Origin of the sequence: Actinomycetospora corticicola, assembly GCF_013409505.1 — a bacterium.
Classification (GTDB): domain Bacteria; phylum Actinomycetota; class Actinomycetes; order Mycobacteriales; family Pseudonocardiaceae; genus Actinomycetospora; species Actinomycetospora corticicola.
Genome location: NZ_JACCBN010000001.1, coordinates 5,606,764 through 5,631,782, shown reverse-complemented (window position 1 = coordinate 5,631,782; position 25,019 = coordinate 5,606,764). Strand labels below are relative to the sequence as shown.

Annotated in this window: 31 protein-coding genes; 8 read left to right on the top strand and 23 right to left on the bottom strand. The window is 74.1% G+C overall.

The features are described from left to right. Position 1 precedes the first annotated feature (1 nt). The 7 genes from BJ983_RS27450 to BJ983_RS27420 all read right to left on the bottom strand — a co-directional run bounded on the left by BJ983_RS27450 (position 2) and on the right by BJ983_RS27420 (position 4,041). Complete coding sequence (locus BJ983_RS27450) at positions 2–169, bottom strand: DUF3117 domain-containing protein (RefSeq protein WP_018335229.1); 168 nt, start codon at positions 167–169, stop codon at positions 2–4. A 130-nt stretch (positions 170–299) separates the two neighbouring features. Continuing rightward, positions 300–929 (bottom strand): DNA-3-methyladenine glycosylase I, encoded by a 630-nt coding sequence (locus tag BJ983_RS27445; protein ID WP_179796716.1) that lies wholly within the window; start codon positions 927–929, stop codon positions 300–302. Continuing rightward, complete coding sequence (locus BJ983_RS27440; protein WP_179796715.1) at positions 926–1,375, bottom strand: SRPBCC family protein; 450 nt, start codon at positions 1,373–1,375, stop codon at positions 926–928. Before BJ983_RS27440 ends, BJ983_RS27445 begins: the two co-directional genes overlap by 4 nt. Continuing rightward, entirely contained in the window at positions 1,362–1,802 is a 441-nt protein-coding gene (locus tag BJ983_RS27435) for a DivIVA domain-containing protein (protein WP_179796714.1), read from the bottom strand. Before BJ983_RS27435 ends, BJ983_RS27440 begins: the two co-directional genes overlap by 14 nt. 36 nt (positions 1,803–1,838) lie before the next feature. Then, complete coding sequence (locus BJ983_RS27430; RefSeq protein ID WP_179796713.1) at positions 1,839–2,783, bottom strand: glucosyl-3-phosphoglycerate synthase; 945 nt, start codon at positions 2,781–2,783, stop codon at positions 1,839–1,841. Continuing rightward, positions 2,780–3,319 carry a TIGR00730 family Rossman fold protein gene (locus tag BJ983_RS27425; protein WP_179796712.1) on the bottom strand — a complete coding sequence of 180 codons (540 nt, stop codon included), beginning with the start codon at positions 3,317–3,319 and terminating at the stop codon, positions 2,780–2,782. The genes BJ983_RS27430 and BJ983_RS27425 overlap by 4 nt, the downstream gene beginning before the upstream one ends. Beyond that, positions 3,316–4,041 (bottom strand): LOG family protein, encoded by a 726-nt coding sequence (locus BJ983_RS27420; RefSeq protein WP_343054457.1) that lies wholly within the window; start codon positions 4,039–4,041, stop codon positions 3,316–3,318. The genes BJ983_RS27425 and BJ983_RS27420 overlap by 4 nt, the downstream gene beginning before the upstream one ends. Before the next feature lie 188 nt (positions 4,042–4,229). Between BJ983_RS27420 and wrbA the strand changes: the two genes are divergently transcribed. After that, positions 4,230–4,856 carry an NAD(P)H:quinone oxidoreductase gene (gene wrbA, locus BJ983_RS27415; RefSeq protein WP_179796710.1) on the top strand — a complete coding sequence of 209 codons (627 nt, stop codon included), beginning with the start codon at positions 4,230–4,232 and terminating at the stop codon, positions 4,854–4,856. Positions 4,857–4,928: 72 nt separating this feature from the next. On the opposite strand, the gene dapE is transcribed toward wrbA, so the two are convergent. Then, entirely contained in the window at positions 4,929–5,984 is a 1,056-nt protein-coding gene (dapE, locus tag BJ983_RS27410) for a succinyl-diaminopimelate desuccinylase (RefSeq protein ID WP_179796709.1), read from the bottom strand. A 39-nt stretch (positions 5,985–6,023) separates the two neighbouring features. On the opposite strand from dapE, the gene dapD reads away from it, so the two are divergent. Beyond that, positions 6,024–7,004, top strand: a complete 981-nt coding sequence (gene dapD, locus BJ983_RS27405) for a 2,3,4,5-tetrahydropyridine-2,6-dicarboxylate N-succinyltransferase (RefSeq protein ID WP_179796708.1) — start codon at positions 6,024–6,026, stop codon at positions 7,002–7,004. A 13-nt stretch (positions 7,005–7,017) separates the two neighbouring features. Here dapD and BJ983_RS27400 read toward each other — a convergent pair whose 3' ends face one another. From BJ983_RS27400 to BJ983_RS27385, 4 genes are all read right to left on the bottom strand, one after another. Beyond that, positions 7,018–7,257, bottom strand: coding sequence for a zinc-ribbon domain-containing protein (locus BJ983_RS27400; RefSeq protein WP_179796707.1), 240 nt, complete (start codon positions 7,255–7,257; stop codon positions 7,018–7,020). Beyond that, positions 7,257–8,354, bottom strand: a complete 1,098-nt coding sequence (gene dapC / locus BJ983_RS27395; RefSeq protein WP_343054380.1) for a succinyldiaminopimelate transaminase — start codon at positions 8,352–8,354, stop codon at positions 7,257–7,259. The genes BJ983_RS27400 and dapC overlap by 1 nt, the downstream gene beginning before the upstream one ends. Next, positions 8,351–8,671 carry a ferredoxin gene (fdxA, locus tag BJ983_RS27390; protein WP_179796706.1) on the bottom strand — a complete coding sequence of 107 codons (321 nt, stop codon included), beginning with the start codon at positions 8,669–8,671 and terminating at the stop codon, positions 8,351–8,353. The genes dapC and fdxA overlap by 4 nt, the downstream gene beginning before the upstream one ends. Before the next feature lie 179 nt (positions 8,672–8,850). After that, positions 8,851–9,663: a hypothetical protein gene (locus BJ983_RS27385; protein WP_179796705.1), complete on the bottom strand. Its 813-nt coding sequence runs from the start codon at positions 9,661–9,663 to the stop codon at positions 8,851–8,853. A gap of 61 nt (positions 9,664–9,724) precedes the next feature. Here BJ983_RS27385 and BJ983_RS27380 point away from each other — a divergent pair, with 61 nt between their 5' ends. Further along, the gene (locus BJ983_RS27380; protein WP_179796704.1) at positions 9,725–10,315 is read left to right on the top strand and encodes a hypothetical protein; all 591 of its coding nucleotides are present in this window, start codon (positions 9,725–9,727) and stop codon (positions 10,313–10,315) included. A gap of 31 nt (positions 10,316–10,346) precedes the next feature. Here the strand turns inward: BJ983_RS27380 and BJ983_RS27375 are convergent, their stop codons facing one another. Genes BJ983_RS27375 through BJ983_RS27365 form a run of 3 tightly spaced genes read right to left on the bottom strand, consistent with a single transcriptional unit; the run spans position 10,347 to position 12,237 of the window. Continuing rightward, entirely contained in the window at positions 10,347–10,715 is a 369-nt protein-coding gene (locus BJ983_RS27375; protein WP_179796703.1) for a hypothetical protein, read from the bottom strand. Continuing rightward, complete coding sequence (mshB, locus tag BJ983_RS27370) at positions 10,712–11,554, bottom strand: N-acetyl-1-D-myo-inositol-2-amino-2-deoxy-alpha-D-glucopyranoside deacetylase (RefSeq protein ID WP_179798328.1); 843 nt, start codon at positions 11,552–11,554, stop codon at positions 10,712–10,714. The genes BJ983_RS27375 and mshB overlap by 4 nt, the downstream gene beginning before the upstream one ends. 5 nt (positions 11,555–11,559) lie before the next feature. Then, the gene (locus BJ983_RS27365; protein WP_179796702.1) at positions 11,560–12,237 is read right to left on the bottom strand and encodes a maleylpyruvate isomerase family mycothiol-dependent enzyme; all 678 of its coding nucleotides are present in this window, start codon (positions 12,235–12,237) and stop codon (positions 11,560–11,562) included. Between the two features lie 128 nt (positions 12,238–12,365). Here BJ983_RS27365 and BJ983_RS27360 point away from each other — a divergent pair, with 128 nt between their 5' ends. After that, positions 12,366–13,226, top strand: a complete 861-nt coding sequence (locus BJ983_RS27360; protein WP_179796701.1) for an aminoglycoside phosphotransferase family protein — start codon at positions 12,366–12,368, stop codon at positions 13,224–13,226. A gap of 63 nt (positions 13,227–13,289) precedes the next feature. On the opposite strand, the gene BJ983_RS27355 is transcribed toward BJ983_RS27360, so the two are convergent. The 6 genes from BJ983_RS27355 to BJ983_RS27330 form a co-directional block, all read right to left on the bottom strand. Further along, positions 13,290–14,348 carry an ABC transporter ATP-binding protein gene (locus BJ983_RS27355; RefSeq protein WP_179796700.1) on the bottom strand — a complete coding sequence of 353 codons (1,059 nt, stop codon included), beginning with the start codon at positions 14,346–14,348 and terminating at the stop codon, positions 13,290–13,292. Continuing rightward, positions 14,345–15,355 (bottom strand): ABC transporter ATP-binding protein, encoded by a 1,011-nt coding sequence (locus tag BJ983_RS27350; protein ID WP_179796699.1) that lies wholly within the window; start codon positions 15,353–15,355, stop codon positions 14,345–14,347. The genes BJ983_RS27355 and BJ983_RS27350 overlap by 4 nt, the downstream gene beginning before the upstream one ends. 3 nt (positions 15,356–15,358) lie before the next feature. Continuing rightward, entirely contained in the window at positions 15,359–16,297 is a 939-nt protein-coding gene (locus BJ983_RS27345; RefSeq protein ID WP_218890500.1) for an ABC transporter permease, read from the bottom strand. Beyond that, positions 16,290–17,288, bottom strand: coding sequence for an ABC transporter permease subunit (locus tag BJ983_RS27340; protein ID WP_179796698.1), 999 nt, complete (start codon positions 17,286–17,288; stop codon positions 16,290–16,292). Before BJ983_RS27340 ends, BJ983_RS27345 begins: the two co-directional genes overlap by 8 nt. 80 nt (positions 17,289–17,368) lie before the next feature. Beyond that, entirely contained in the window at positions 17,369–19,150 is a 1,782-nt protein-coding gene (locus tag BJ983_RS27335; RefSeq protein WP_179796697.1) for an ABC transporter substrate-binding protein, read from the bottom strand. 153 nt (positions 19,151–19,303) lie between these two features. Continuing rightward, positions 19,304–21,376 carry an ABC transporter substrate-binding protein gene (locus BJ983_RS27330; RefSeq protein ID WP_179796696.1) on the bottom strand — a complete coding sequence of 691 codons (2,073 nt, stop codon included), beginning with the start codon at positions 21,374–21,376 and terminating at the stop codon, positions 19,304–19,306. A 122-nt stretch (positions 21,377–21,498) separates the two neighbouring features. Between BJ983_RS27330 and BJ983_RS30295 the strand changes: the two genes are divergently transcribed. Then, positions 21,499–21,831, top strand: coding sequence for a hypothetical protein (locus BJ983_RS30295; RefSeq protein ID WP_218891746.1), 333 nt, complete (start codon positions 21,499–21,501; stop codon positions 21,829–21,831). A 4-nt stretch (positions 21,832–21,835) separates the two neighbouring features. On the opposite strand, the gene BJ983_RS27320 is transcribed toward BJ983_RS30295, so the two are convergent. After that, positions 21,836–22,234 carry an NUDIX domain-containing protein gene (locus BJ983_RS27320; protein ID WP_179796695.1) on the bottom strand — a complete coding sequence of 133 codons (399 nt, stop codon included), beginning with the start codon at positions 22,232–22,234 and terminating at the stop codon, positions 21,836–21,838. A 46-nt stretch (positions 22,235–22,280) separates the two neighbouring features. Between BJ983_RS27320 and BJ983_RS27315 the strand changes: the two genes are divergently transcribed. The 3 genes from BJ983_RS27315 (at position 22,281) to BJ983_RS27305 (ending at position 24,304) form a co-directional block, all read left to right on the top strand. After that, positions 22,281–22,574, top strand: a complete 294-nt coding sequence (locus BJ983_RS27315; RefSeq protein ID WP_179796694.1) for a 4a-hydroxytetrahydrobiopterin dehydratase — start codon at positions 22,281–22,283, stop codon at positions 22,572–22,574. Between the two features lies 1 nt (position 22,575). Beyond that, positions 22,576–23,781 (top strand): MFS transporter, encoded by a 1,206-nt coding sequence (locus BJ983_RS27310; protein ID WP_179798322.1) that lies wholly within the window; start codon positions 22,576–22,578, stop codon positions 23,779–23,781. A 61-nt stretch (positions 23,782–23,842) separates the two neighbouring features. Beyond that, a complete protein-coding gene (locus BJ983_RS27305) occupies positions 23,843–24,304 on the top strand; it encodes a hypothetical protein (RefSeq protein WP_179796693.1) in 462 nt (153 codons plus the stop codon). Between the two features lie 2 nt (positions 24,305–24,306). On the opposite strand, the gene BJ983_RS27300 is transcribed toward BJ983_RS27305, so the two are convergent. After that, on the bottom strand, positions 24,307–24,918 hold the full coding sequence (locus tag BJ983_RS27300) for a hypothetical protein (protein WP_179796692.1): 612 nt from the start codon (positions 24,916–24,918) through the stop codon (positions 24,307–24,309). Between the last annotated feature and the right edge of the window lie 101 nt (positions 24,919–25,019).

Below are 25,019 nucleotides of genomic sequence, written 5' to 3'. Positions count from 1 at the left end.
TCTACGACGAGATCGAGGAGAGGGCCTCCCGCAGATCGCCGGCCTCGTCGGCGGTCATCTCGACGACGAGCCGGCCCCCACCCTCGAGCGGCACGCGCATCACGATCCCGCGCCCCTCCTTGGTGACCTCGAGGGGACCGTCACCGGTCCGGGGCTTCATGGCCGCCATAGTCGTGCTCCCTCCACATGGTCGTCGTGGCAGAGAACCCGAACCGGGAACGCTGCACACCGCGCGACGATTCTTCCCCATTCCCGTCCCGACCACGACACCGGAGCGATCATCGGCCCCGGTGTGTCGCTCAGCGCGTCGCGCGGAAGCACCCGGTGAGGTGTTCGTCGACCATGCCGGTGGCCTGCATCAACGCGTGCGCGGTGGTCGGACCGACGAACCGGAACCCCCGACGACGGAGCTCCTTCGCCATCGCGGTGGAGGCCGGGGTGGTCGCCGCGACGTCGCCGAGGGTGCGCGGCGACGGCGGCGGCGGGTCGGGCGCGAAGGACCACAGCAGGGCGTCCAGGCCAGGGCCCTCCGCCTCGACCCGCAGCACCGCCGCGGCGTTCGAGATGGCCGCCTCGATCTTCTGCCGGTTCCGGACGATGCCGGCGTCGCCGAGCAGACGCTCCACGTCGCCCTCGTCGTACCCCGCGACGGTGTCCACGTCGAATCCGGCGAACGCCGCCCGGAACGCCGGGCGCTTGCGCAGGATGACCAGCCACGAGAGGCCCGACTGGAACGCCTCGAGGCAGAGCCGCTCGTAGAGCGCGTCGCGCCCGTGCAGGACGTGCCCCCACTCGGCGTCGTGGTACCCGCGCAGCAGCGGGTCCTGCGCGCCCCAGGGGCAGCGGGCGACCCCGTCCTCCCCCACGACGGCGTCGTTCCCCGTCGCTGCGCTCGCCCCGCCGTCGCCGAGCTCGGGCGCGGTGGTCACCTCTCGGCCTCGCACCGCGCCGCGAGCTTGCGCAGCGAGTACTTGAGTCCGAGCGCGAACACCGGCGACACCAGCGGCCAGCCGAGGGCCCCCAGCGCGCCCAGCGGGAGGTCGAGCCGCTCACCCCACTCGAAGCGGGAGCGGCCGGGGCCCAGCTCGATCACGGTGAACGTGCCGGAGCCGCGCACCACGGAACCGGTGTGCACCACGGTCGCCCGGTGCGGCGGGTCCCAGCCCACGATGCGCATCGTGTCGGTGACCCCGAGCGGGCCGACCCCGGTGGTGGCGGCGAGCTCGGACCCGACTCCGACGCCGTCGCCCTTCGTCACCCGCACCCCGGTGCCGAGCATCCACTCGCTCTGGCCCTCCCAGTCGGTGACGGCCTTCCACACGACGTCGGCCGGGGCGTCGATGTCGACGCCGACCGTGATGTCACGCGTGGCCATGTGCGGCACCTCCGGCTGCTCCGCCTGCACCGGCTGAAGTGGTCATGCCCGTCGCTCCGCTCACGTCGGTGGGGTCGGTGGGGGTGGGGTCGACGCCGGCGACCGAGGTCGGCGCGTCCGCGTCGCCGCCGTCGGCACGAGGGGGCCCCTCGTACGCCGCCAGCCGCGACCGCAGCGTGTCGACCTCGGCGGCGAGCCGGTCGAGCGCCCAGTCCACCTCACTCATGCGGTATCCACGGAACGCCTGCTGGAACCGCAACCCGCGCACGTCCGCACCGAGCAGGTCCCGCGCCGGGAGCCGCGTGGGCGTCGCCCCGGGCGGCATCGGCGCCAGTTCCTCCCCCCGCCCGGCCAGCAACGACGTCGCGAGGTAGATCACCGCCGCCACGACCCCGACCACGAGGACGTAGACCAGAGCACTGCCCATGGCACCGATGGTGGCAGAGGGGTCCGACAGCGCCCGTCAGCGGCGGGCCGAGTACTCCCGGATGGGCGGTCGGTCGTGGGCGGCCACGCCGTGGTCCTCGGGGAGCCAGTGGCCGCCGACCGGGACGAACTGCGTGAGCCGGTCCGACCCGGCGTCGGGCTGCGACGCACCGTCGAGACAGCCACTGCGACGCAGCACCGCCCCGAGCACCTCGGCCGAGGTCACCCCGAGCTCGCGCAACGAGCGGTGCCGGTGCTTGCGCACCCCGAGGTCGACCTGCGCGATCGCGTCGAGCCCGCGGCGGTCCAGGGTGTCGAGCAGCAGCCCGATCTCCACCCCGTAGCCGCCCGCGAACGGCAGCGACTCCAGCAGCTCCCGCGTGCCGGCGTACTCGCCCCCCAGCGGCTGGACGATCCCGCCGAGCTCCGGACGCAGCGCCGCGAGCGCCGGACGGGCCACGAGCTCGGTCACCCGTCCGCCGCCGTCGCGGACGGCGTCGTGCTCCCCGAGGCGCAGCGGGCGGTGGTAGAAGCCCTTGACCAGCGCCACGCCCGGCGCGGTCAGCAGCGGGCCGAGCAGCGCGGGGACGAACGCGGGGTCGGCCTCGACGAGGTCGGCGTCGAGGTAGACCACCAGGTCCCCCGTCGTCGCCGCCAGTGCCCGCCACAGCACCTCGCCCTTGCCCGGGCGCACCGCGACGTCCGGCAGGGCCTCCTCCCGGCTGACCACGCGCGCGCCGGCGGCCCGGGCGACCGCGGCGGTCGCGTCGGTCGAGCCGGAGTCCACGACGACGAGCTCGTCGACCAGCGAGCCCAGCAGCGGGCGCACGACCGCGACGACCCCACCGACCGTGGCCTCCTCGTCCAGGGCCGGGAGCACCACCGACACCGTGCGGCCGGCCTTCGCGGCCACCAGCTCGTCGACCGTCCATCCCGGCTCGGCCCACGTGCGGCGGGCGAACCAGTCGGTCCACCCGGTCATGCGCAGGCGTCCAGGGCCGCGTCCACCATCGTCACGCGGACCGGCGTCGCGAGGGCGGCGACGCCGACGAACCCGGTGCCGCGCAGCCCGTCCAGCCAGGCGAACAGTCCGTCGTAGAAGCCGCCGGGATCGCAGACCACCACGGGCTTGTCGTGCATCGCGAGGTAGCGCGAGGTCCACGCCTCGAACAGCTCCTCGAGCGTGCCGAGCCCGCCGGGCAGCGCGATCCAGGCGTCCGAGCGCGCGTCCATCTCGGCCTTGCGCTCCCGCATCCCCGGCACGACGACGAGCTCGGTGGAGTCCTCGTCGGCCACCTCGCGGTGCACCAGGCCCTCCGGGATGACGCCCACGGTGTGCCCGCCGGCGGCCCGAGCGGCGCGCGTCACCTCGCCCATCATCCCGACCCGCCCGCCGCCGGACACCAGCGTCCAGCCCCGTTGCGCGATCCCGGTGCCGACGTCGCGGGCCAGCGCCAGGTACTCCTCGCCGACCGGACCGGAGGCACAGAAGACGCAGACGGCCTTGGTCGAGCTCACCGCTCCACCAGGTCCTGGAAGCCTCGCTCCACGATCGCCACGACCTCCTCGACGTCGTCCACCACGTGGATGAGGTCGACGTCCTTCGGGCTGATCACGCCGTGGTCCAGCGCGGTGTGCCGGAGCCACTCGACGAGCCCGCCCCAGTAGGACGAGCCGAGCAGGACGACGGGGAAGCGGGTGACCTTGCCGGTCTGCACCAGCACGAGGGCCTCGAACAGCTCGTCGAGCGTGCCGAAGCCGCCGGGCAGGCAGACGAAGGCCTGCGCGTACTTCACGAACATCGTCTTGCGCGCGAAGAAGTAGCGGAAGCCGACGCCGAGGTCGACCCACGGGTTGAGGCCCTGCTCGAACGGCAGCTCGATGCCCAGGCCGACCGACAGCCCGCCGGCCTCGGAGCAGCCGCGGTTCGCGGCCTCCATGATCCCGGGCCCGCCGCCGGTGATCACCGCGTAGCCGGCCTGCGCGAGGGCGGCGCCGAGGGCCATGCCGGTGGCGTAGTCGGGGTGGTCGGGCGCGGTGCGGGCGGAACCGAAGACCGTGACGGCCCGCGGGATCTCGGCGAGCACCGAGAACCCCTCGACGAACTCGGCCTGGATGCGCTGCACGCGCCACGCGTCGGAGTGCACCCAGTCGCCGGGGCCACGGGAGTCGAGCAGCCGCTGGTCGGTGGTGGACGACAGCCGGGCCGGGTCCTTGTGCTCGGCCCGCCGCTTGTCGATGGTGGTCGGCCGCGGCGTCGTCAGGTCGTCGAATCGGGCTTCCGTCACGTCGGCCAGCGTAGGGACGGCCGTTCGACCGGCTCGCGCCGGACGCGGAGCCGTCACCGGAAATGCACGTGTGCGACCCGGTCGAGCGGGTATTCGGTTGAAGAAGCAACCAATCTCGATGTCCGGGAGGATGAGTCACGTTGGCCACGAAGGTCGCCGTCATCTACTACAGCCAGACCGGCACGATCCACCAGCTGGCACAGGAGTACGCGGCAGGCGCCGAGAAGGCCGGCGCCGAGGTGCGTCTGCGTACGGTCGCCGAGCTGGCCCCCCAGGCCGCCATCGACTCGAACGAGAAGTGGAAGGCGCACCGCGAGGAGACCGCCGACACCCCCGAGGCCACGGCGGACGACATCCTCTGGGCCGACGCCGTCATCTTCGGCTCGCCGACGCGCTACGGGAACGTGGCCGCGCAGCTGAAGCAGTTCATCGACCAGCTCGGCCCGCAGTGGGCGCAGGGCATGCTCGCCGACAAGGTCTACTCGGGCTTCACCTCGAGCTCGACCGCGCACGGCGGCCAGGAGTCGACGCTGCTGGCGCTGTACAACACGATCCACCACTTCGGCGGCATCATCGTGTCGCCCGGGTACACCGACGCGATCATGTTCGCGACCGGCAACCCCTACGGCGTCTCCCACGTCGACGGCCAGGGCTCGATCCCGATCAGCGACGAGACCCGGCAGGCCGCGCGCTTCGCCGGCCAGCGGGTCGCGGGCATCGCCGGGCAGCTGACCGCCGGCCGCGACGCCGCGCTGGCCGCCAGCTAGGTGAACTGACCGAACGAGCGGCACTTTCGCGCATATAGATGCTGCGAAAGTGCCGTTCGTGCGTTCCGGGGGCTACGCCAGATAGCGGCGCAGCGTCTCCGTCCCGGCCGTGATGCGCCGGACGTCGACGTGCTCGTCACGGGTGTGGGCGAGGTTCGGGTCGCCCGGGCCGAAGTTCACGGCGGGGATGCCGAGGGCGGAGAACCGGGACACGTCGGTCCACCCGTACTTCGCCACCGGCGTCTCCCCCGACGCCGCCACGAACTCGGCCGCGGCCGGCGCGGACAGTCCGGGCAGCGCGCCCGGCGAGCGGTCGGTGATCACGAGGTCGACGCCGTCGAACACCTCGCGGACGTGCTGTTCGGCCTGCTCCACCGAGCGGTCCGGGGCGAAGCGGAAGTTGACCGTCACCTCGCACACGTCGGGCACCACGTTGCCCGCGACCCCGCCCCCGATCCGCACCGCCTGGAGCCCCTCGCGGTAGACGCAGCCGTCGATGTCGACCGTGCGCGGCGCGTAGGCCGCCAGCCGGCCGAGCACCGGCGCCGCGGCGTGGATCGCGTTCTCCCCGAGCCAGGACCGCGCACTGTGCGCCCGGCGGCCGGTCAGCGTCAGCACCGCGCGCATCGTCCCCTGGCAGCCGCCCTCGACCAGGCCCGACGTCGGCTCGCCGAGGATCGCGAGGTCGGCGTCGAGCCAGTCGGGCAGCGTCCGTTCGATGCGCCCGAGACCGTTGCGGGTGGCCTCGATCTCCTCGCAGTCGTAGAGCACGAGCGTGACGTCGTGGGCGGGTTCGGCCAGCGTCGCGGCGAGGTGGGCCATCACCGCGACCCCGGCCTTCATGTCCGACGTGCCGCACCCGTAGAGCAGGTCGCCCTCCCGGCGCGAGGGCACGTTGTCCGCGATCGGCACGGTGTCGAGGTGCCCGGCGAGCAGCACGCGCCGGTCGCGGCCGAGCAGGGTGCGGGCCAGCACGGCCTCGCCGGAGCGGACGACCTCGAGGTGGTCGTACCCGCGCAGCGCGGCCTCCATGGCGTCGGCCAGGGCGCGCTCGTCGCCGGAGACGCTGGGGACGTCCACGAGCGCCGCGGTGAGGTCGACGGGGTCGGCGGACAGATCGATGCGCACGGCGGCCCAGAGTAGTGACCACCGATAGGCTGGTCGGCGATGAGCACCGCACGCAGCAACCCGACCAGAGCCGTCGGACTCGGCCTCGCGACCGTCGCCCTCGACGGCACCGTCCTGGACACCTGGTACCCGCTGCCGGAGCTGTCCTCCGACACCGACGACATGGCGGCCGAGCCGGGCACCGTCGTCGTCCCCGCGAGCGAGCTCGAGCCGTCGCTGGTGGACGCGCTGGGCACCGATGAGGACCGCGGCGTCGAGGTGGTCGCGGTGCGCACCGTCTCCGACCTCACGGGCCCGCCCACGTCGGCCTACGACGTCTACCTGCGCCTCCACCTCATCTCGCACCGCCTGGTCCGGCCGCACGGCGTCGACCTGACGGGCCTCTTCGGCCTGCTCGCCAACGTCGTGTGGACCAACCACGGCCCCTGCCCCGTGCCCGAGTTCGAGCGGGTCCGCGCCCGGCTACGCGCCCGCGGGCCGGTGACCGTGTACTCGGTCGACAAGTTCCCGCGGATGGTCGACTACGTGATCCCGACGGGCGTGCGCATCGGCGACGCCGACCGCGTCCGCCTCGGCGCGCACCTCGCCGAGGGCACCACGGTCATGCACGAGGGCTTCGTCAACTTCAACGCCGGCACCCTCGGCGCCTCGATGGTCGAGGGACGGGTCTCCGGCGGGGTCGTCGTGGGCGACGGCTCGGACGTCGGCGGCGGTGCCTCGATCATGGGGACGCTCTCCGGCGGCGGCAAGGAGGTCATCTCGATCGGCGAGCGCTGCCTGCTCGGCGCCAACGCCGGCATCGGGATCTCGCTCGGCGACGACTGCGTGGTCGAGGCCGGCCTCTACGTCACGGCGGGGACGCGGGTCACGCTGGACGACGGGAAGGTCGTCAAGGCCGCCGAGCTCAGCGGCCGTTCGGGGCTCCTCCTGCGCCGCAACTCCACCTCCGGTGCCGTCGAGGCGCTGGCCCGCACCGAGGGCGCGAAGGTGGAGCTGAACGAGGCCCTGCACAAGAACTGAACCGGCTTGCTCGTCAGGCGGCCGCGGCCTGCCTGACGAGCTCCTCCGCCGTGGACGACGGGACCTGCCCCGACTGCCCGCACAGCGTGCACTGCACGACGTGCCGGGTGCGGACCCGGAAGGTCGGCACGAAGAACAGCGTGAACCGCGTGACGAACCGGGTCACCGTGTGGGCCGCCGGATGTCCCTGCGGGCAGGTCAGCATCAGCACCGCGAGCTGCTGTGCGGTCCGGCGGGTGCCGAAGATCAGCATCAGGCGCCCAGTCGGGCCGCGGCGGTGCCGATCCGCTCGTCGGAGGCCGTGAGCGCGATCCGCACGTGCGACCCGCCGTCGGGACCGTAGAACTCCCCCGGCGCGACGAGCACGCCCCGCTCGGCGAGCCACCCCAGGGTCGCGCGGCACGGCTCGCCCCGGGTCGCCCACAGGTAGAGGCCCGCCTCGGAGTGGTCGACGGTGAACCCCGCCGCCTCCAGCGCGGGGCGCAGCACGGCGCGGCGCGCGTCGTAGCGCTGCCGCGTCTCGGCCACGTGCAGGTCGTCGGACAGCGCCGCCGTCATCGCCTCCTGCACCGGGCGCGGCACGATCATCCCGGCGTGCTTGCGCACGGCGAGGAGCGAGGACACGAGCGCCGGGTCACCGGCCACGAACGCCGCCCGGTACCCCGCGAGCTGCGAGGTCTTGGACAGCGAGTGGACCGCCAGCAGGCCCTCGAGGGACCCGCCGTGCACGCGGGGGTCCAGCACCGACACCGGGTCGGAGCCGGGACCGGGCAACCCGAGGTAGCACTCGTCGGACGCCACGACCGCGCCGATCCCGCGAGCCTCCGCGACTCGGGCGGCCAGCGCCTCGGCCGACAGCACCCGGCCGGTCGGGTTCGACGGCGAGTTGAGCCAGACCAGCCGCGCGTCGCGCGGCAGCGGCCCGTCGTCGGGAACACGGACCGCCTCCGCGCCCGCCAGCAGCGCCCCGACCTCGTAGGTCGGGTACGCGAGCGACGGGATCGCGACGACCGCACCCCGGAGGCCCAGCAGAGTGGGCAGCCACGCGACCAGTTCCTTGGAGCCGATCGTCGGCAGCACGGCGTCGGGCTCCAGCCCGGCGACGCCGAAGCGCCGCGCGAGCGCCTCGACGACCGCGTTCCGCAGCGCCGGCGTGCCGTGGGTCTGCGGGTAGCCCGGCGAGTTCCAGGCCTCCTGCAGGGCGGTCGCGACGACGGCGGGCACCGGGTCGACCGGGGTGCCCACGGAGAGGTCGACGACGCCGTCGGGGTGCGACCGCGCCGTCGCCGTCTCCGCGGCGAGACTGTCCCAGGGGAAGTCCGGGAGGGCGGGCAGGCTGCCCGCGCTCACTCGCCCTGCGGCGGCAGGCTCGGCACGGGGCCCGCGTCCTTGTCGGTCTTGCCGACCTTGGAGGCGCCCCCCGGCGAGCCCAGCTCGTCGAAGAAGTCGACGTTGGCCTGGGTGTACACGGACCACTGGTCCGGCACGTCGTCCTCGTAGTAGATGGCCTCGACCGGGCACACCGGCTCACAGGCACCGCAGTCGACGCACTCGTCGGGGTGGATGTACATCATCCGACCGCCTTCGTAGATGCAGTCGACGGGGCACTCCTCGATGCACGCCTTGTCGAGCACGTCCACACACGGTTCGGCGATCACGTACGTCACGTCGACTCCTGCTCCCTACTCAACTCGAGTGTCCTCACCACCGGGGCCGGTGGTGGTCGGCCCGCACACGGCGATGAAACGCCCCCGCAGTATTCCGTTCGGCGGCGCGTCCTGCCCGGGCGGGTCGCCCGTCCCACGACGTGTCAGGCACCACACCCGACGGGGACCGGCCGCAGCGGCTACCCGTGCTCCCGCCCCACCCATGCCGCCGCTGCGCGCGCGGCCCGCTTGAGGCCCGACCGCTCCGCCTTGTAGGCCCCGAACGCGCCGACCACCGGCAGGTTCGCGACGGCCCGCCAGAAGCGGCGGCCCTGCGGCCGGCGGCCCAGCTCGTCGTGCAGGGCGAACAGCGAGCGCCCCATCCGCCACACCGCCCGCGCGAGCGACCGCAGCCGGCTGTCGCCGGAGTGGTCGCCGTGCAGGTCGCCGGTGAGGTCGGCCGCGTCCCGCTCGACCTGGTCGCCATGGGCGTCGCCGGCGGGACGCAGGTCGCGCTCGAAGAGCACCGACGCGAGGAGCCGGACCTGCTCGTCGCGCCCGGTGACGCCGTGCTCGCCCGCGATCGCGCAGACCACCAGGCCCTGGGCGGACAGGCCGAGGATGTCCGAGACCGGGAGCCGACGCGCCAGCGCACCACCGATGCCGGGGACCGCCGCGATCGCCGAGGTGAACCGACCGACCCGGCCGACCCACCACTGGTCGCGCTCGTCGTGCGACATCACCGCCCACCGCGGGGTGCCGGGCAGACGCGAGGTCGCGAGACGGTCCAGGACGCGGCCACGCAGCCGACGGACCGTGCGCCCGATCTTGCCGATCCGGCCCTTCGCCGGCGGTTCCTCCTGCGCCGGCCCCTCCAGCTCCAGCGACCGCCGCTGGGCGAGCCTGCCCAGCCGGAACGGGTCGGCGTCCCGCAGGCCGGACAGCACCGGCCCGGTGGCGGCGACGAACGGGCGCAGAACGCTGATCATGTACTCGTCGGACACGGCGGCCATGTCCGGTCCATGCCCGATCGCAGGGGTGGTCACACCGCATGGCGTGGGTCACAGTGGGGCCGTGGACATCCGGGCGAACGCGGTACGGGCCGAGGTCGGCCCGCATCTCACCGCGCTCGGCGCGCACTACGGCGCCTGTCGCAGCGGCGCGGTCTCGTGGTGGTTCCCCGCCTCCGGGCGCCGCGAGCGACGCCTGCTCTTCCGGCCGGTGGACGGCCTCGAGGAGTGGGAGGTCGAGTACGCCGAGCACTCCGCCGACGGGCGGCGGGTGTTCCGGCACGGCTCCCGGACGGTGCGGGTCCCCCGCTCCGGGCTCGGCGCCGCCGTCGACGAGCTCGTCGGCCGCGGCCTCCCGCGCTCGCCCGGTCGGCTCCTTCCCGACGTCGGGTCGGGGCCGGTCGTCGTCGACGGTCCGGCTCCCGGGCCGCGCGCCGCCGCCGCGGCGGCGTCCGCCCACCGGCCGCCTCCTCCGCCCCGCTCGGTGCGCGTCGGCGACGGGGTGCTGGGCATGATCGTCGCGGTCGCGCTCCTGGCCGCGTGCCGCATCGACATCGACCTCGCCCCGAACATCGCCGCGATCGCCGTGCCGCTGCTCGGCATCTCGGCCGTGTGGACGCTGATCGGGCTGTCCGGGGCGGAGCACCGCCGCTGACCGGTCGGCGGTGTGCGCCCCGCACACCAGGTCAGGACGAGGCGGCGCCTACCGACGGGGCCGGGCGCACCGGACGGCTGGCCACCCACACGCCGGGGAACAGCCCGGCCGCGATGAGCACGAGGGCGCGCCAGTCGGCCGGGAAGGTCCCGGTGCCGGCCGGGCCCCAGAAGCCGAACACCACGACGACGAGGAACCACGTCACCAGCGGCGCGAACACCAGCCGCGAGCCCGGGAAGCACCGGTCGACCACCCGGACGGCGAGCGGGGTGGTCACCGCTGCAACGAGGATCGACACCGGGGCGGGCGTCGACCCCACCTCCAGGGTCAACCACGCCACCTCGGCGAACGCGAGCAGCGCGACGTCGAGCAGCACCACCGCCAGGACCGCGACCCTCACGCCGAGAGCGCCGCCAACCCGCCGTCGGGACCCCGCAGGAGCACGAAGCCCTCGCTGCCGATCACCGGCTGCGCCAGCTCGTTGGAGAGGGCGAAGACGGGCGGCTCGGACCCGTCGTCGTGCACGGTGATCTGGGTGGCGTGCGCCCGCAGGGCGGCGAGCTTGCGGATGCGCGCGGGGCCGAGGGCGATGCGGACGGTGACCGTGTCGTCGGGGACCGTCGGGAGCCCACCCACGTCCGGGACCGGCAGGCCCAGCCACGGGCGGCGGCGCAGGGCCTCCAGGCCGCGCGCCACCTCCCCGTACGGGGCGACCGCCGCGTACAGCGCGACGCGCTCCCCCAGCGGGTCGATCCGCTCCACCGCGCCGCCGGCGATCTCGTGGGCGCGGACGTGGTCGGGGTGGCCGTAGCCGCCGGAGGCGTCGTAGCTGATCACGACGTCGGGGGTGGTCTCCTCGAGGATCTCCACGAGCTGGTGGACCTGGAGGTCGACGTCCGCGCGCGTGGCGAACGCGCCCTCGGACAGGTGGGCCGGAGCGGCCGCGCGGATGCCCTCGCCGGTGGAGACCATGCCGGAGTCGTGCCAGCGGCCCTCCTCGCCGAGGAGGCGGTGGTCGGTGACGCCGAGCGCGGCGCACGCGGCGGCCAGCTCCTTCGCGCGGTACGGCGCGAGTTCGGCCGAGCCCTCGAGGTACTTCAGCTCCGGCGGGATGACCTCGCCGAGCTCGCCGAGCGTGCAGGTGACGAGCGTGACGTCCCAGCCGGCGTCGACGGCCCGGGCCATCAGCCCGCCGGACGTGATCGTCTCGTCGTCGGGATGGGCGTGGACGAGCACCATGCGGCTCACTCGGTCCGGTCCTCCTCCGGGAGGTCCCCGAGCGTGGCGAAGGCGTCGAGGATCGGCTCCACATCGCCCTTCGTGGTCCACGACCGGAGCTGGTCCGCCGAGCGGCGGGCGAGCGAGGCACGGTGCAGCTCGAACTCGTCGGCGTGGAGCACGACGTCGGCCTGCTCGGGATCGCCGCCGTCGGAGGCCCAGGACCACTGCGTCCCGACGAGGCCCAGGGTCGTGCCCTCGGGCAGCCGGGCGCCGACGCGGGGGGCGAAACGGTCGCGGATCAGGGCCACCCCGCCGGAGTCCTTGCCACCGGGGACGCCGAGGGCACCGCGCAGGTCCTGCTCGTGGATGATCACGTCGCCGAGGGGGCGCGGGCCGTTCTCCCGCATCCACGCGCGCAGCGGCTCGGCGGTGCGCCGCCACTCCTCGATCAACTGCCCGACCGAGTGGCCCCGACGCTCGTCGACCTGCCGGGCGGTCCAGGTCTCGTTGTGGTCGTCGGGCTCGTCGCCCGCGACCACGTCCGTGCCGAGCCCGACCATGTGGCTGAACAGGTCGCGCACCGTCCAGTCCGGGCAGGAGGGCACGTGCCGCTCCACCTGGTCCCCGGACGCGCCCTCCAGCAGCGCGATCACGCGCTCCTGGGACTTGCTCCACTCCTCGATCGGGTCCACACCGATCATCGTGCCTCACTCCGGCGGGAGCTCGTCCCGCAGGAGCGGCGAGAACACGACCGGTGCGGCCGCGAGGAGCATCACGCCCGGGGTGAAACCCGGTCGCCGCCACGGGCTCACGTCGGCACCCTGGGCGCGTGATCGAGGTTCCCGACGAGGCCCGGCGCCGGATGGTGGTCCGGCACGGTCCCGACGTCGAGGGGTGGCTCGACGAGGTGCCGGCGCTCGTCGACCGGCTCGCGCGGCGCTGGGACCTGACTCCCGACGGCCGGGTGCTCTCCGGGAACTCCGCGCTCGTCGTCCCGACCGACCGGGGCGTGCTGAAGGTGACACCCGCCGTCATGATCGCGGAGCAGGAGGCAGCGGCACTGCGGCACTGGGCGCCCTGCCGCCACGTGGTCGACCTCCTCGACCGGGACGACGGGGCGCTGCTGCTCGCGCGCGTCCGCCCGGGGACCGCGCTGCCCGCCGGGACCCGCGTCGGGGACGTCCTGCCGGCGGTGCGGGACCTGTTCGCGGTCGACGGCGAGCTCCCCGACCTGCCCCCGCTGGGCGACCGGATCGCGTTCTGGCTGGGGCGGGTGCGCGAGCAGGTCGCCGAGGACGCCGTCGTCCGTGCCCGGATCCCGCTCGAGCTGCTCGACCGCGCCGCGGAGGACGCCGCTGCGCTCGGGGAGCAGCGCGGTCACCACGGTGTCGTCCACGGCGACCTCCACCCGGCGAACCTGCTGGTGGGGTCGGACGGGCCCGTCGTCATCGATCCCCGCCCCCACCTCGGCGACCGCACCTTCGACCTGGTCGACCTCGTCCTGCTGGACCCGGAGGCGCTCGACGCGACGGTCGACCGCCTGGGCCGGGACGTCGACCGACTGGACGCCGACCGGCTGCTCGCCTGGTGCCACGCCCTGGCCCCGGCGAACGCGGTCGCGGCCCTGCGCGGTGCCCCGGACTCGGCCCACACCGCGGCGCTGGTCCGACTGGCCCAGCGCCCGGACTGAACGAGCGGCACGTTCGCGCACATAGATGCTGCGAACGTGCCGCTCGCTCAGCACGGGGTGGGGTCAGGCGGCGGAGTCGGCGTCGCCCATCGGGAAGTGGCAGGCGAACGTGTGCGTGCCGGTCGGATCGCTCGCCCGCAGCACCGGCACCTCGTCGGCGCACCGTTGCTGCGCCTTCGGGCACCGCGTGCGGAAGCGGCATCCCGACGGCGGGTTCGCCGGGCTGGGGATGTCGCCGGTGAGCACGACCCGGGACTTCCGCCGACGCCGTTCCGCGGCCGGGTCGGGCAGCGGGACCGCCGAGAGCAGCGCCTGCGTGTACGGGTGCCGCGGGTTCTCGTAGACCGACGCCGCGTCCCCGAGCTCGACGACCTTGCCCAGGTACATCACGGCGACCCGGTCGGAGATGTGGCGGACCACCGACAGGTCGTGGGCGATGAACAGGTAGGAGAGGCCGAGCCGCTCCTGCAGGTCCTCGAGCAGGTTGACCACGCCCGCCTGCACGGAGACGTCGAGCGCGGAGACCGGCTCGTCGAGCACCACCACGCGTGGGTTGGCCGCCAGCGCGCGGGCGATCCCGATGCGCTGGCGCTGGCCCCCGGAGAACTCGTGGGAGTACCGGTTGCGGTGCTCGGACTTCAGGCCGACCAGCCCGAGGAGCTCGTCGACGCGGTCCCGCAGGTCGGACTCCGCGGAGTACACCTGGTGGATGCGCAGCGGCTCGGCGATGAGCTCCGAGACCGGCAGGCGCGGGTCGAGGGACCCGAACGGGTCCTGGAACACCATGGAGAGCTCGCGCCGGAGCGGGCGCATCTCCTTCGCGGAGAGCCCGACGAGCTCGCGCCCGTCGTAGCGCACCGACCCGGAGTCGGGCCTGATCAGCTGCAGGATCGAGCGCCCGGTCGTGGACTTGCCGCAGCCGGACTCGCCGACGACGCCGAGGGTCTCCCCGGCGTCGACGTCCAGTGAGACCTCGGTGACCGCCTGGACCCGGCCCACCGTGCGACGCAGGACGCCCTGGCCGCGAACGGGGAACGTGGTGGTGAGGTCGCGGACCTGCAGCAGCGCGCCGTCCCGCTCGCCCGCCGATCCGGTCCGGGCCTCGGTGCTGGGTGCGCTCATGCGGGCACCTCCGTGCGGGAGAAGAGGTTCTCGGTCGGGCCCTCGGCGAGGACCTCCCACCGGCGGCACCGGGACAGGTGGTCGGGGCCGACCGACACGAGGTCCGGCTCCGCCGCGAGACAGGCGTCCTCGACGAGCGGGCACCGGGGCGCGAAGGAGCACCCCGGCGGGAGGGACACCAGCGACGGCGGAGCCCCGGGGATCGGGTGCAGCCGACCGCCGATCTGGTCGAGCGCGGGCAGCGAGGACAGCAGGCCGACCGTGTAGGGCATGCGCGGCCGGTCGAAGACCTCCTCGGTGGGCCCGGTCTCCACGATCGTCCCGCCGTACATGACCTGCACGCGGTCGGCGGTGCCGGCGACGACGCCGAGGTCGTGGCTGACGAGCACGAGGGAGGCCCCGGACTCGACGCGGGCCTGGTCGAGCACCTCCAGCACCTGCGCCTGGACGGTGACGTCGAGCGCGGTGGTCGGCTCGTCGGCGATGATCAGCCGCGGCTTGTTCACCATCGCCATCGCGATCATGGCGCGCTGACGCATGCCGCCGGAGAACTCGTGCGGGTACTGCTTCGCCCGCGTCTCCGGCTGCGGGATGTCGACCAGCGCGAGCGCCGCGACCGCGTCGCGCCAGGCCTCGTCCTTGGACACCGACGCGTGCGCCCGGCGGGCCTCGGCGATCTGCCGGCCCACGGTGTGCACCGGGTTCATCGAGCTCATCGGGTCCTGGAAGATCATCGCGATCTCCGACCCGCGGAGCTTGCGCAGCGTCTCGGCCGGGGCGCCGACCAGTTCGGTCCCGTCGAAGCGGACCGACCCGGTGACCTTCGCGGAACCGGGCAGCAGCCGCGGCACCGCCATGAGCGACACCGACTTGCCGGACCCGGACTCGCCGACGACGCCGAGCACCTCGCCCGGCTCGACGGTGAAGCTGACCCCGCGGACGGCGTGGACCTCGCCGTCCTCGGAGGGGAACGTGACGGACAGGCCGTCCACCTCGAGCAGTGACATCTCCTACCGCCTGGTCTGGCGCGGGTCGAACGCGTCGCGCAACCCGTCGCCGATGAAGTTGATGGTCAGCGAGATCAGCACGATCGCCACGAACGGCGCCCAGAACAGCCACGGACGCGTCCCGAGCTGGGTGTAGTTCTGGTTGAGCACCAGGCCCAGCGAGGTGTCCGGGATCTGCACGCCGAGCCCGATGAACGACAGCGCCGCCTCGGTGAGGACGGCGAGCGCGAGGGTGAGGGTCGCGTTCACCACGATCGTGCCGATCATGTTCGGCACGAGGTGCTTCGTGACGATCCGCCACGTCGTCGCCCCCGACGCCCGGGCGGCCTCGACGAACTCGCGCTGCGCGAGCGCCAGCGCCTCGGCGCGCGTGACGCGGGCGATCGGCATCCAGAGGAAGAACCCGAGGATGAGTCCGACCAGCCACCAGGAGCCGCCGAGGCCCGCGATGAGGATCGCCGCGACGGCCTGCAGCGGGACGACCAGGAAGAGGTCGGTGACCCGCGAGACCGCCGTGTCGGTGCCGCGGCGCAGGTAGCCCGCGGTGGTGCCGAGCAGCACCCCGACCACCGTCGAGATGACCGCGGCGATGAACCCGATCTGCAGCGAGAACTGCGAGCCCTTCATCACCAGCGAGAACACGTCCGCGCCGACCTGGTCGGTGCCGAAGATGTGCGCCGGGCTCGGGTCCTCGTAGGACCCCGCGGAGAGGTTCGTCAGGGAGTACCCGAGGAAGAACGGGGCGATGTAGACGAACAGGATGAACAGCACCAGGATCGTCAGCGCGGTCATCGCCGCGCGGTGGCGCAGGAAGCGCCGCCGGACGAGCTGGCCCTGGGTCAGGAAGGCCCCGCCCACGTCGCCGCCGTCGGCCCGTCCCGACGGCGGGTCGGGCACCTTCCCCGGGTGGGTCGCCGGGGTGGTCTGCGTCGTCTCAGCCAAGACGGATCCTCGGGTCGAGGTAGCTGTACGCGATGTCCGCGAGCAGGTTGAACAGCACGACGATGGTGGCGGTGACGATCAGCCAGCCCATGAGCATGTTCGGGTCGTACTGCTGGATGGACCGGACGAGCAGGGAGCCCATGCCGTTCCAGCCGAACACCTGCTCGGTGACGATGGCGCCACCGAAGACGGCCCCGAAGTTGTAGGCGAAGTAGGTCGTCACCGGGAGCAGCGCGTTGCGCAGGGCGTGCCGGAGCACCACCTGGCGCTCGGTGAGCCCCTTGGCCCGGGCCGTCCGGACGTAGTCCGAGCGCATCGTCTCGAGCATCGAGGCCCGCTGGAACCGGCTGTAGGCCGCGAAGCTGATGGCCGCCAGCGCGATCGTCGGGAGGATGTACGCCCCGGTGAACTTGAAGAACACCTCGCCGGGCGAGCCCGTGAACCCCCCGGCGGGAGGACCCGCCGTCGTGAGCCAGCGTTCGCCGAAGATGTCGACCAGCACGAGGTTCAGCTGGATCCCGTAGACCTTGAGGATGATGCCGATGCAGAAGACCGGCATCGCGAAGAGCACGAAGGCGAGCGTCGTCGCGGTGTAGTCGGTGATCGAGTACTGCCGCAGGGCGGCGATCGCCCCGACCGCACCGCCGATCAGCAGCGCGAGGATCTCCGCGATCACCACGAGCCGGATGGTCACCCAGAGGGCACTGCCCACGGCCGGGAGCACCTCGGCCTGGGCCTGCCCCAGCGCGACGCTGGTGCCCCAGTTGCCGGAGAGGACCCCGGTCAGCCAGTCCCAGTACCGCACGAGGATCGGCTGGTCGAGCCCGAGCTGGCGGGCGGTCGCCTCGATGGCCTCCGGCGTGATGCCGGGACGGGCCTTCAGGCCCGCGAGCGGGTCACCCGAGCTCGCCACCATCACGTAGAGCAGGAACGACGCCACGAGGAGCACGCCGATCGAGATCAGGACGCGCCGCACGATGTACGCGGCCACGTGTCACCTCTTTCCGTCGAGCGGACCCGACGGGACCGGGGTCGCCGGTCCCGTCGGGTGTCGCTGACCAGTTGGCCGAGCTACTGCGTGACGGCCCACTCGTTGGCGTGCAGCATCGCACCGAGGTTGGGCTGGTACCAGACGTTGTCGATCTTGTCCGTGTACCCGACGGTGTTGGGCTGGACGTAGAGCGGGATCGACGGCAGGTCCTGCGCCATCAGCTTGTCGGCCTGCTGCCACTGCGCGAGGTAGCCGGCCGGGTCGAGGTTCCCCGACGCCTGCGCCATGAGCGCGTCGAGCTGCGGGTTCGAGTAGCTCTGGTAGTTCTGCGAGCCACCGGTCTTGTAGATCGACTCGTGCGACGAGGTGAACGGGTCGTTCTGCCAGGCGTAGAGCGCGACGTCGTAGTCACCGGCCCCGAGACGGGTGTCGAGGAAGTTCGGGTCGTTGTCGTCGACGATCTTGATGCCCGCCTGCTGGCAGGCCGCCTGGATCAGCTGCACGGTCTGCACGCGCCGCGGCACGTTCGTGTGGCTGATCCGGAACTGCAGCGGCTGGCCGTTCTTGGCGAAGACGCCGTCCGGCCCCTTGACCCAGCCGTCCTGGGTCAGGGTCTGGGCGGACTGCTGCGGGTTCCCGGTGCCGATGAGCGACGAGTAGGCGTCCTCGTAGCCCCTCTGGGACGGCAGGAACATCAGGCTCTGCAGCGGCGCGGCGTCCGGCTGGACGCCCTTGACCAGCTTGTCGGTGATGTCCTGCCGGGGCACGCACTGCGCGAACGCGGTGCGCACGGCCTTGTCCGCGAACAGCGGGTTCTTGAAGTTCATGTCCAGGTGCTCGTAGGAGGCACCGGACGTGGCCTGGAACTTCACACCCTGGGCCGCGAGGCCGCGCATGAGGTTCGCGGCGTTCACGTCGGGCTGGTTCGCCGTGACCTGGATTTCGTTGTTCTGCAGCGCCTGGGCCGCAGCGGTGGCGTCCGCGATGTTGCGGTAGATGAGGCGCTCCGGTCCGCCCGGGTTGCCCTTCCACGCCGGGTTGCGGGTCATCGTCACCGACTGGTCCTGCACCCAGCTGTCGAGCTGGTACTGGGCCGAGGCCGGCATGACCGACTTGTCGAAGCCGTTCCAGCCGGTGTTCCAGAACTGCGTCATCGCCTGGAGCTGCGCCGGCGGCGAGGCGGGCGTGATCTGGCGGATGTCCGGGATCCCGGTCTTCTGCTCGAGGATGTGCGCGGGGAGCAGGTCACCGTTGTTCTGGCTGAACAGGCCGATGTAGTCGGCGAAGGGCTGGGCGAACGTGGCCTGGAAGGTGGTGTCGTCCAGGCACTGCGCCTGTCCGATGTTGCCGTAGCCGTTGGTGCTCGCCGCCGTGAAGCCGGGAATCTTCCCGCTCCCGGCCAGGTAGGCGAGGTAGAAGTCCTTGCAGTTCCAGGGCTGACCGTCCGACCAGGTGACCCCCGGCTTCATGCGCCAGCGGATGACCTGCGGGTTCGTCGACACCTCGTCGATCCCGGCCATCATGTCGCCGTTGATCAGCGGGGTGCCGTCGTTGTCCAGGACGGTCGCGGAGGCGAGGACCGGGAGCGAGGCGTAGAGGTTGTAGACCGTGTTGTTGGCCGCGGTGTCGTTGTTGTACGCCGTGTAGGCGGTGTCGGCGGCGACCGTCACGGCCGGGCCGGAGGCCACCTGGGGCGAGATGTAGACGTTGCCCTGCCGCCCCTTGGCCTGGGGGGCGGTCGTGGAACCGAAGTTGTTCTCGCCGCCTCCCCCGCCACAGCCGGCGAGCACGAGCGCGCCGGCCGCGGCCAGCGCTCCGACGGCAATCCAGCGCGAACGACCGCGCCTGGTGAACCTGGTCACCACACCTCCAGAAGACGTTTGACAGGCGGGATCGCCGCCGGGGGCAACCTAAGTGGTCCAGACCTCTACCGCTACCCCGGAGTGTTGCCGCAACGTCACGAAGTGGTCGCTCACTGTCCGTTTCGACCCGCTCGTCCGGGTGGTCGGCGCCCGCTAGTTGTTCGCGTCGCCGTTCGCCTGGCCCTGACGGGCCGGCGGGGCCCACCGGTCGGCCGACGCGAACGGGCTGACCCCGAACGGCGGGACCACCACGTCGGTCCGGGCCTCGGGGGCCACCAGGGTGGTCGCCGCCTGGAACAGCGGGACCACCGGCGCGGCCCGCCACAGCATCGGCTCGACGAGCGCGAGGGCGGTGTCCTCGTCGATCGACCCGGACGAGGCGCCGTCGAGGATCGACTGCAGCGTCGGGTCGCAGAACCCGGTCACCGACAGGGCCTCCGAGGCCTCCGGCGTCCCCTGCGCGGCGAGGGGCGCGGCCGTCGTCGTGGTCGGGGCCTGGGGCGTCGACGTCGGGGCCGCGTTCGTGGTGGTCGGCGGGGACTCCGGTGACGTCGTGGCCGGGGCGGTCGCCGTGGTGGTGCGCGGCACCGCGGGCGAGACCCCCGACGTCGTGGGGGCCTGCCGCCCGGGGCAGCCGACGACGGAGTCGAGGCCCGCGATCGGGTCGGCCCCCACCGGCAGGGCGAGGACGGTGACGTCGGCGACCGCCATGTCCGACGGGGACTTGGGGATCGGCGGCACCGAGGTCGTCGTCTCCGTCGGCGTGGTCGTGGTGGTGGTCGTGGGCGAGGGGGCCGGCGAGGTGGTGGTCGTCCCCGGCACGGCCGACGAGGTCAGGGGCCCGGGGACGGAGGGGGTGGCGACCACCGACGGGGTGTCCGACGGGATCGGCCCGCGTCCCGGCGGGAAGGGGTTCGCCCCGGCGTCGGCGACGACCGTGGTGCCGATGCCCGCGGCGTTGAGCTGGGCGGCGAGGGTGCCGAGGAGCCGTCCGAAGGGCGCGACCTGGGCCGGGGCCGAGAGCCGCAGCCGCAGCGGTGCGCCGTCACGGGTCCACCGGCCGTCCGACCCGAGCAGGTAGCCCGCCTGGGCCAGCAGCCGGGTGGCCGCGGCCCGGTCGGGCGCGCGGGCGGGCGCGTCCGCGGTGATCGTCGGGCGGTAGCCGGGCCGGCTCGGTGCGGACGCGAAGGCGTCCGCGCGCAGCGTCGAGGCCGGACCGCCGTCGGCGCCGACGGTGATGAGGGCGTCCCGGTCCAGGAGCGACACGACCGCCCGCCGGACCCGGGGGTCGGCCAGCGGGCCGTCGTCGGAGCGGAGCGCGAGCTCGACGAGCTGCGCCTCGGGCACGGCGCGCACCGCCAACGCCCCGGCGGGCCCCGGCGGGGCACCGGCCAGCGCGGTCAGGGCCGCGAGGTCCGCCCCGTCGGCGCGGAACTGCGTGGACTGCACGTCCCCCGTGCGGACCCGGTCGATCAGGGAGGCGTGGTCCGCGGCCTGGAGCACGATCTGGTCGGAGACCGCCGGGGTGCCCCAGTAGACGCTGTTGCGGACCAGGGTCACCTGGCCACGGATGCGGTCGACGAGCCGGACCGCGTAGGGACCGCCGGACACCGGGATGCTGTCCTGCAGCGCCCCGCCCCACGAGCCCGGGGCGTCCTTGAGCAGGTGGGCGGGCAGCAGGTGGTCGAAGAGGGTCGGCCACGCCGGGTAGGGCCGGTCGAACACCACGTCGACGGCCTTGCCCCCGGCCCGCGACCGGACGTCGGAGATCGCGCGGTAGCCCGCGGCCTCGACCACGCCGGGCTGCGAGCGCATCTGCTGCCACAGGTAGACGAAGTCCTCGGCGGCGATCGGGGCGTTGTCGCTCCACGCCGCGGCGGGCGCGATCTCGTAGGACACCGTGTACGGGCGGGTGGCGGAGACCCTCGCCGACGTGACCACGGTGGTGTCCGGACGCCGCACCCCGTCGGGCCCGACCCGGAAGGCGCTCGGCAGGACCAGCGAGGCCATCGTCCGGCTGGTCGGCGTGAGGTCGGCCAGGCGGTGCGGGTTGAAGCCGATGCCCAGGTCGTCGACCCCGATGCGCAGCTGCGTGGGGTCGGGCTCGAGCTGCGGCTGCGGGCGGGTGGCCGTCGTCGGGGCCTGGCCCACCACCGGCGGGGGCGAGGACGAGCACCCGGTGAGCACCAGCAGACCGGCGAGGACGGCGACCAGGAAGGCTCTCATGACGGGGCGGTGAGCAGGGCCTCTCGTGCGACGTCGCGGGGGCGCGCCATCGTGACACGGCAGGGCGTCGCGTCCGCGTTCGGCCCTTCCGCCCGCCGGGTTGCTCAGGTTAGCCTCACCTCATGGGCAAGGGTGCTGCGACGACCTGGGTGGACGCCCTCGCGCGCCTGCGGCCGCGGGAACGCACCACCCCCACCGCCGTCGTCCGGACCTCCGTCCCGGCCCCGACCGCGACTCCGGTCGGCCTCCCCGACCCGACGCCCCGCCGCGTCGTGGTCGACCCGACACAGGCCTGCGCGATCACCGGGGCGAAGCGCGCCAAGAAGAAGTGCTGCCGGTCCACCCCGCGGTGCAAGGGCTGCCCGGTGGTGCTCATGCGGGCCGCGAAGGCCGCCGAGTCGGGGCTCACCGGCAAGGACCTCGCCCGCGCCGTCAAGCGCGCCCGCGCCGCCTGAGCCCTCACTCCCCCAGGGCCGCCCGCAGCGCCGGCAGCAGCACCTCGTCCGCGGGGAGCCACGCGACCCCGTCCAGCTCGTCGGCCGCCACCCAGCGCAGCGCCAGGTGCTCCAGGGCCACGGGCACGGCCCCCTCCGCCGGGGCGCACCGGTAGAACCGCAGCAGCAGCGACTCCCCCGAGCGGCCGGTCACCGGGACGTCCGGACCGAGCCGCCCCTGGACCACCACGGCGTAGGCGAGCTCCTCGTGCAGCTCGCGCACCACGGCGTCGGGCTCGGACTCGCCGTCCTCGACCGACCCGCCGGGCAGCTCCCACCGGCCCCGCATGTCCGGCGGTTCCGCCCGCTGCGCCACGAGCAGCCGCCCGCCGTCCACCACCGCCGCCCCCACCACGACCTTCACCCGCGTCCCCCTCATCCCGGCCCGATCACGTGCATCATGACCTCCCATGGCCGACCTGCTCTCCGACGACGCCGTCTCGACCGCCCTCGCCGACCTCCCGGGCTGGGAGCGGGACGGTGACTCCCTCGTGCGCACCGCCACGCTGCCGGGCTTCCTCGACGCCATCGCGGTGGTCGACGCCGTCGCCCGGGAGGCCGAGGCCGCCGACCACCACCCGGACATCGACATCCGGTACGACACGCTGACCTTCCGCCTCTCCACGCACTCCGAGGGCGGCCTCACGGCCAAGGACCCCGACCTCGCGCGGAAGATCTCGGCGGCCATCGACGCGCAGGCCTGACCTGCGCAGCGCACCTTTCCTCGCCGTCCTCGCCGCGACCTTCGCGGCGTTCGGCGGGTACGCCCTGCTCCTGCCGGTCCTCCCCCTGTGGGCCACGGACGGCGGGGCGGGGCCCGGGCTGGCCGGGTCGGTCACCGGCGTGTTCATGGCCGCGACCGTCGTGTCCCAGCTCGGCGTGCCCGCGCTCCTGCGCGCCGTCGGCCACCGCGCGGCGCTCGCGCTCGGCGCCCTCGCCCTCGGTGCCCCGGCCGCGCTGCTCCCGCTGAGCCCCTCGCTCGGGCTGCTCGTGCCGGTCGCCGTCGCGCGCGGGGTCGGCTTCGGCATCCTCACCGTCACAGGCGCGGCCCTCGTGTCCGACCTCGTCCCGCCGGCGATCCGCGGCCGGGCCACCGGCGTCTACGGCATCGCGATCGGCCTGCCCCAGCTGGTCCTGCTGACCGGTGGGGTCTGGGCGTGGTCGCGGCTCGGCCCCACCCCCGTCCTGCTCCTCGGCGCGGCGCTGCCGCTGCTCGCCCTGCCCGCGATGGCGCTGCTGCCACGCCGGGTGGTCGTTCCCGACGACGGGTCCGGGACGGTCCCCGGGGATCGTCCCGACGGCGGGGGCGGCACGGCCGACGAGGCGACGGGCGAGCGGCCCTCGCTGCACGTGCGCACCGTCGCCGGGCCGTGGGTCGTGATGCTGGTGTGCGCGGCGAGCGCGGGCGGGGTGATCACGGTGCTCCCGCTCGTCGGGGCGGGCGCCACCTCGACGGCCGCCCTCTCGCTGTTCGCCCTGACCCTCGCCCAGCTCGTCGGCCGCGGCGTCTCCGGGGAGCTCGGCGACCGCCTCCACCTCGCGGGCCGGATCACCCGGCCGTCGCTCGTCGTCACGGCGCTCGGGGCGGCGACCGCCGCCGGCGGGCTGCTCGCGGGGAGCGCACCCGTCGTCGTGACCGGGGCCGGGCTGGTGGGGCTCGGCTTCGGCGCGGTGCAGAACGACACGCTCGTCACGCTGTTCGACCGCGCCGGACCCGGGCGCTCCGGGACCGCCAGCAGCGTGTGGAACACGGCCTACGATGCGGGCACCGGGGTCGGCGCCACGGCGCTGGCGGCCGTGCTCGGGGCGCTGGGTGCGCCGTGGTCCTTCGCGGTCGCCGCGCTCGCCTGTGTGACCGCGCTCGGAGCAACGTGGCGGCGGCGCGCGACCACCGATCGGACGGTCGGGTGAACCCGCCTCGACGACGGGGCCGGTCCGTAATACCGGACGTCGTCGGCCCGACTACCGCGTCGTGCGCCGGATCCTGCTCGCCGTCGCCGCCGGCGCCCTCGCGATGATGATCGTGGCGCAGGTGGCCACGGTGCTGACCCGCGTGGCCGAGGACGCCGAGGCCTCGACGCCCACGCCGACCGCACCCGCCGTCGGGGGCCCGACGGGCGCGCCGCCCGCCCCTGCCGCCGTGGTGGTCCCGGCCGGGGGCGAGGTCCGGTCGCAGGCACCCGCCGCGCCGACGACGCCGACCGCTCCGGGGACCACGCGCGACCCCGCGCCGGCCGTCGCGGGCGACACCACCGCCCCCGCGACCGCCGCCCGGGCGCCCCGGCCCGCGGACCCGTCGTCGGGATCGTCGTCGGGATCGCCGGCGCCGCAGCCCCCGGCATCCGCCCCGCGGGCCTCCGTCGCGCCCTCACGGGCCCCCGCGGTGGCCGTGTGCCTGAAGGTCGTCGCGGGGGTCTGCGTGCAGCTCGGCTGAGCTCAGCCGGTGGTGGCCGGCGTGCGGCCGGACGTCCGCTCGCCCCGCAGCGACGCGAGGCAGTCGTCGAGCAGCGCCAGCATCATGGCGTCGCGCGCGGCCCCGTCGAGCCCGGCCGCCCGGGCGGCGACGAGCAGGTGGGCGCAGGCGTGGTTGACCGGCCCGACGTGCAGCAGCGTCGCGATGCGGCCGCCCGCGCCGTCCCCGGCGTCGTGCCCCGCCGCGCGCCGCGCCGCCGCCCGCTCCTGGGCGGCCCCCACGCGCCGGACCAGCCGGGTGAAGAAGCGGTTCTCCGGGTCGAGCGCGAGCCCGGCCCGGGCGACCGCGGCGAGCACCAGCGGGCGCACCGGCCCGTCGTGGTCGCGGCCCGCGCCGACGAGGTCGACCGCCCGCAGCCCCAGCTGCTGGCGCACCTCGTGCGAGACCGCGTCGTTGACCTGCCAGGCGAGGGCGGCCACGGCGGGGTGCGTGCACTGCGGTCGGTCGGTGAAGCGTTCGCCGGCGAGCACGGAGACGTACTCCATGACGCAGCTCCCGGAGCGGGCGTCGCGATGGGCGCCCGCCTCCAGCACGGGGAGCCCGTCGGGCGTGGCGGACGGCTGCGTGGTCGGCATGGCTGCCCCCTGGAGGAACGCTGCGCGTGGAACGTCACGAGACTAGACCGCCGAGGCCCCGATCGGGACCCCCCGACGATCAGACCCCGGAGGACGTGCTA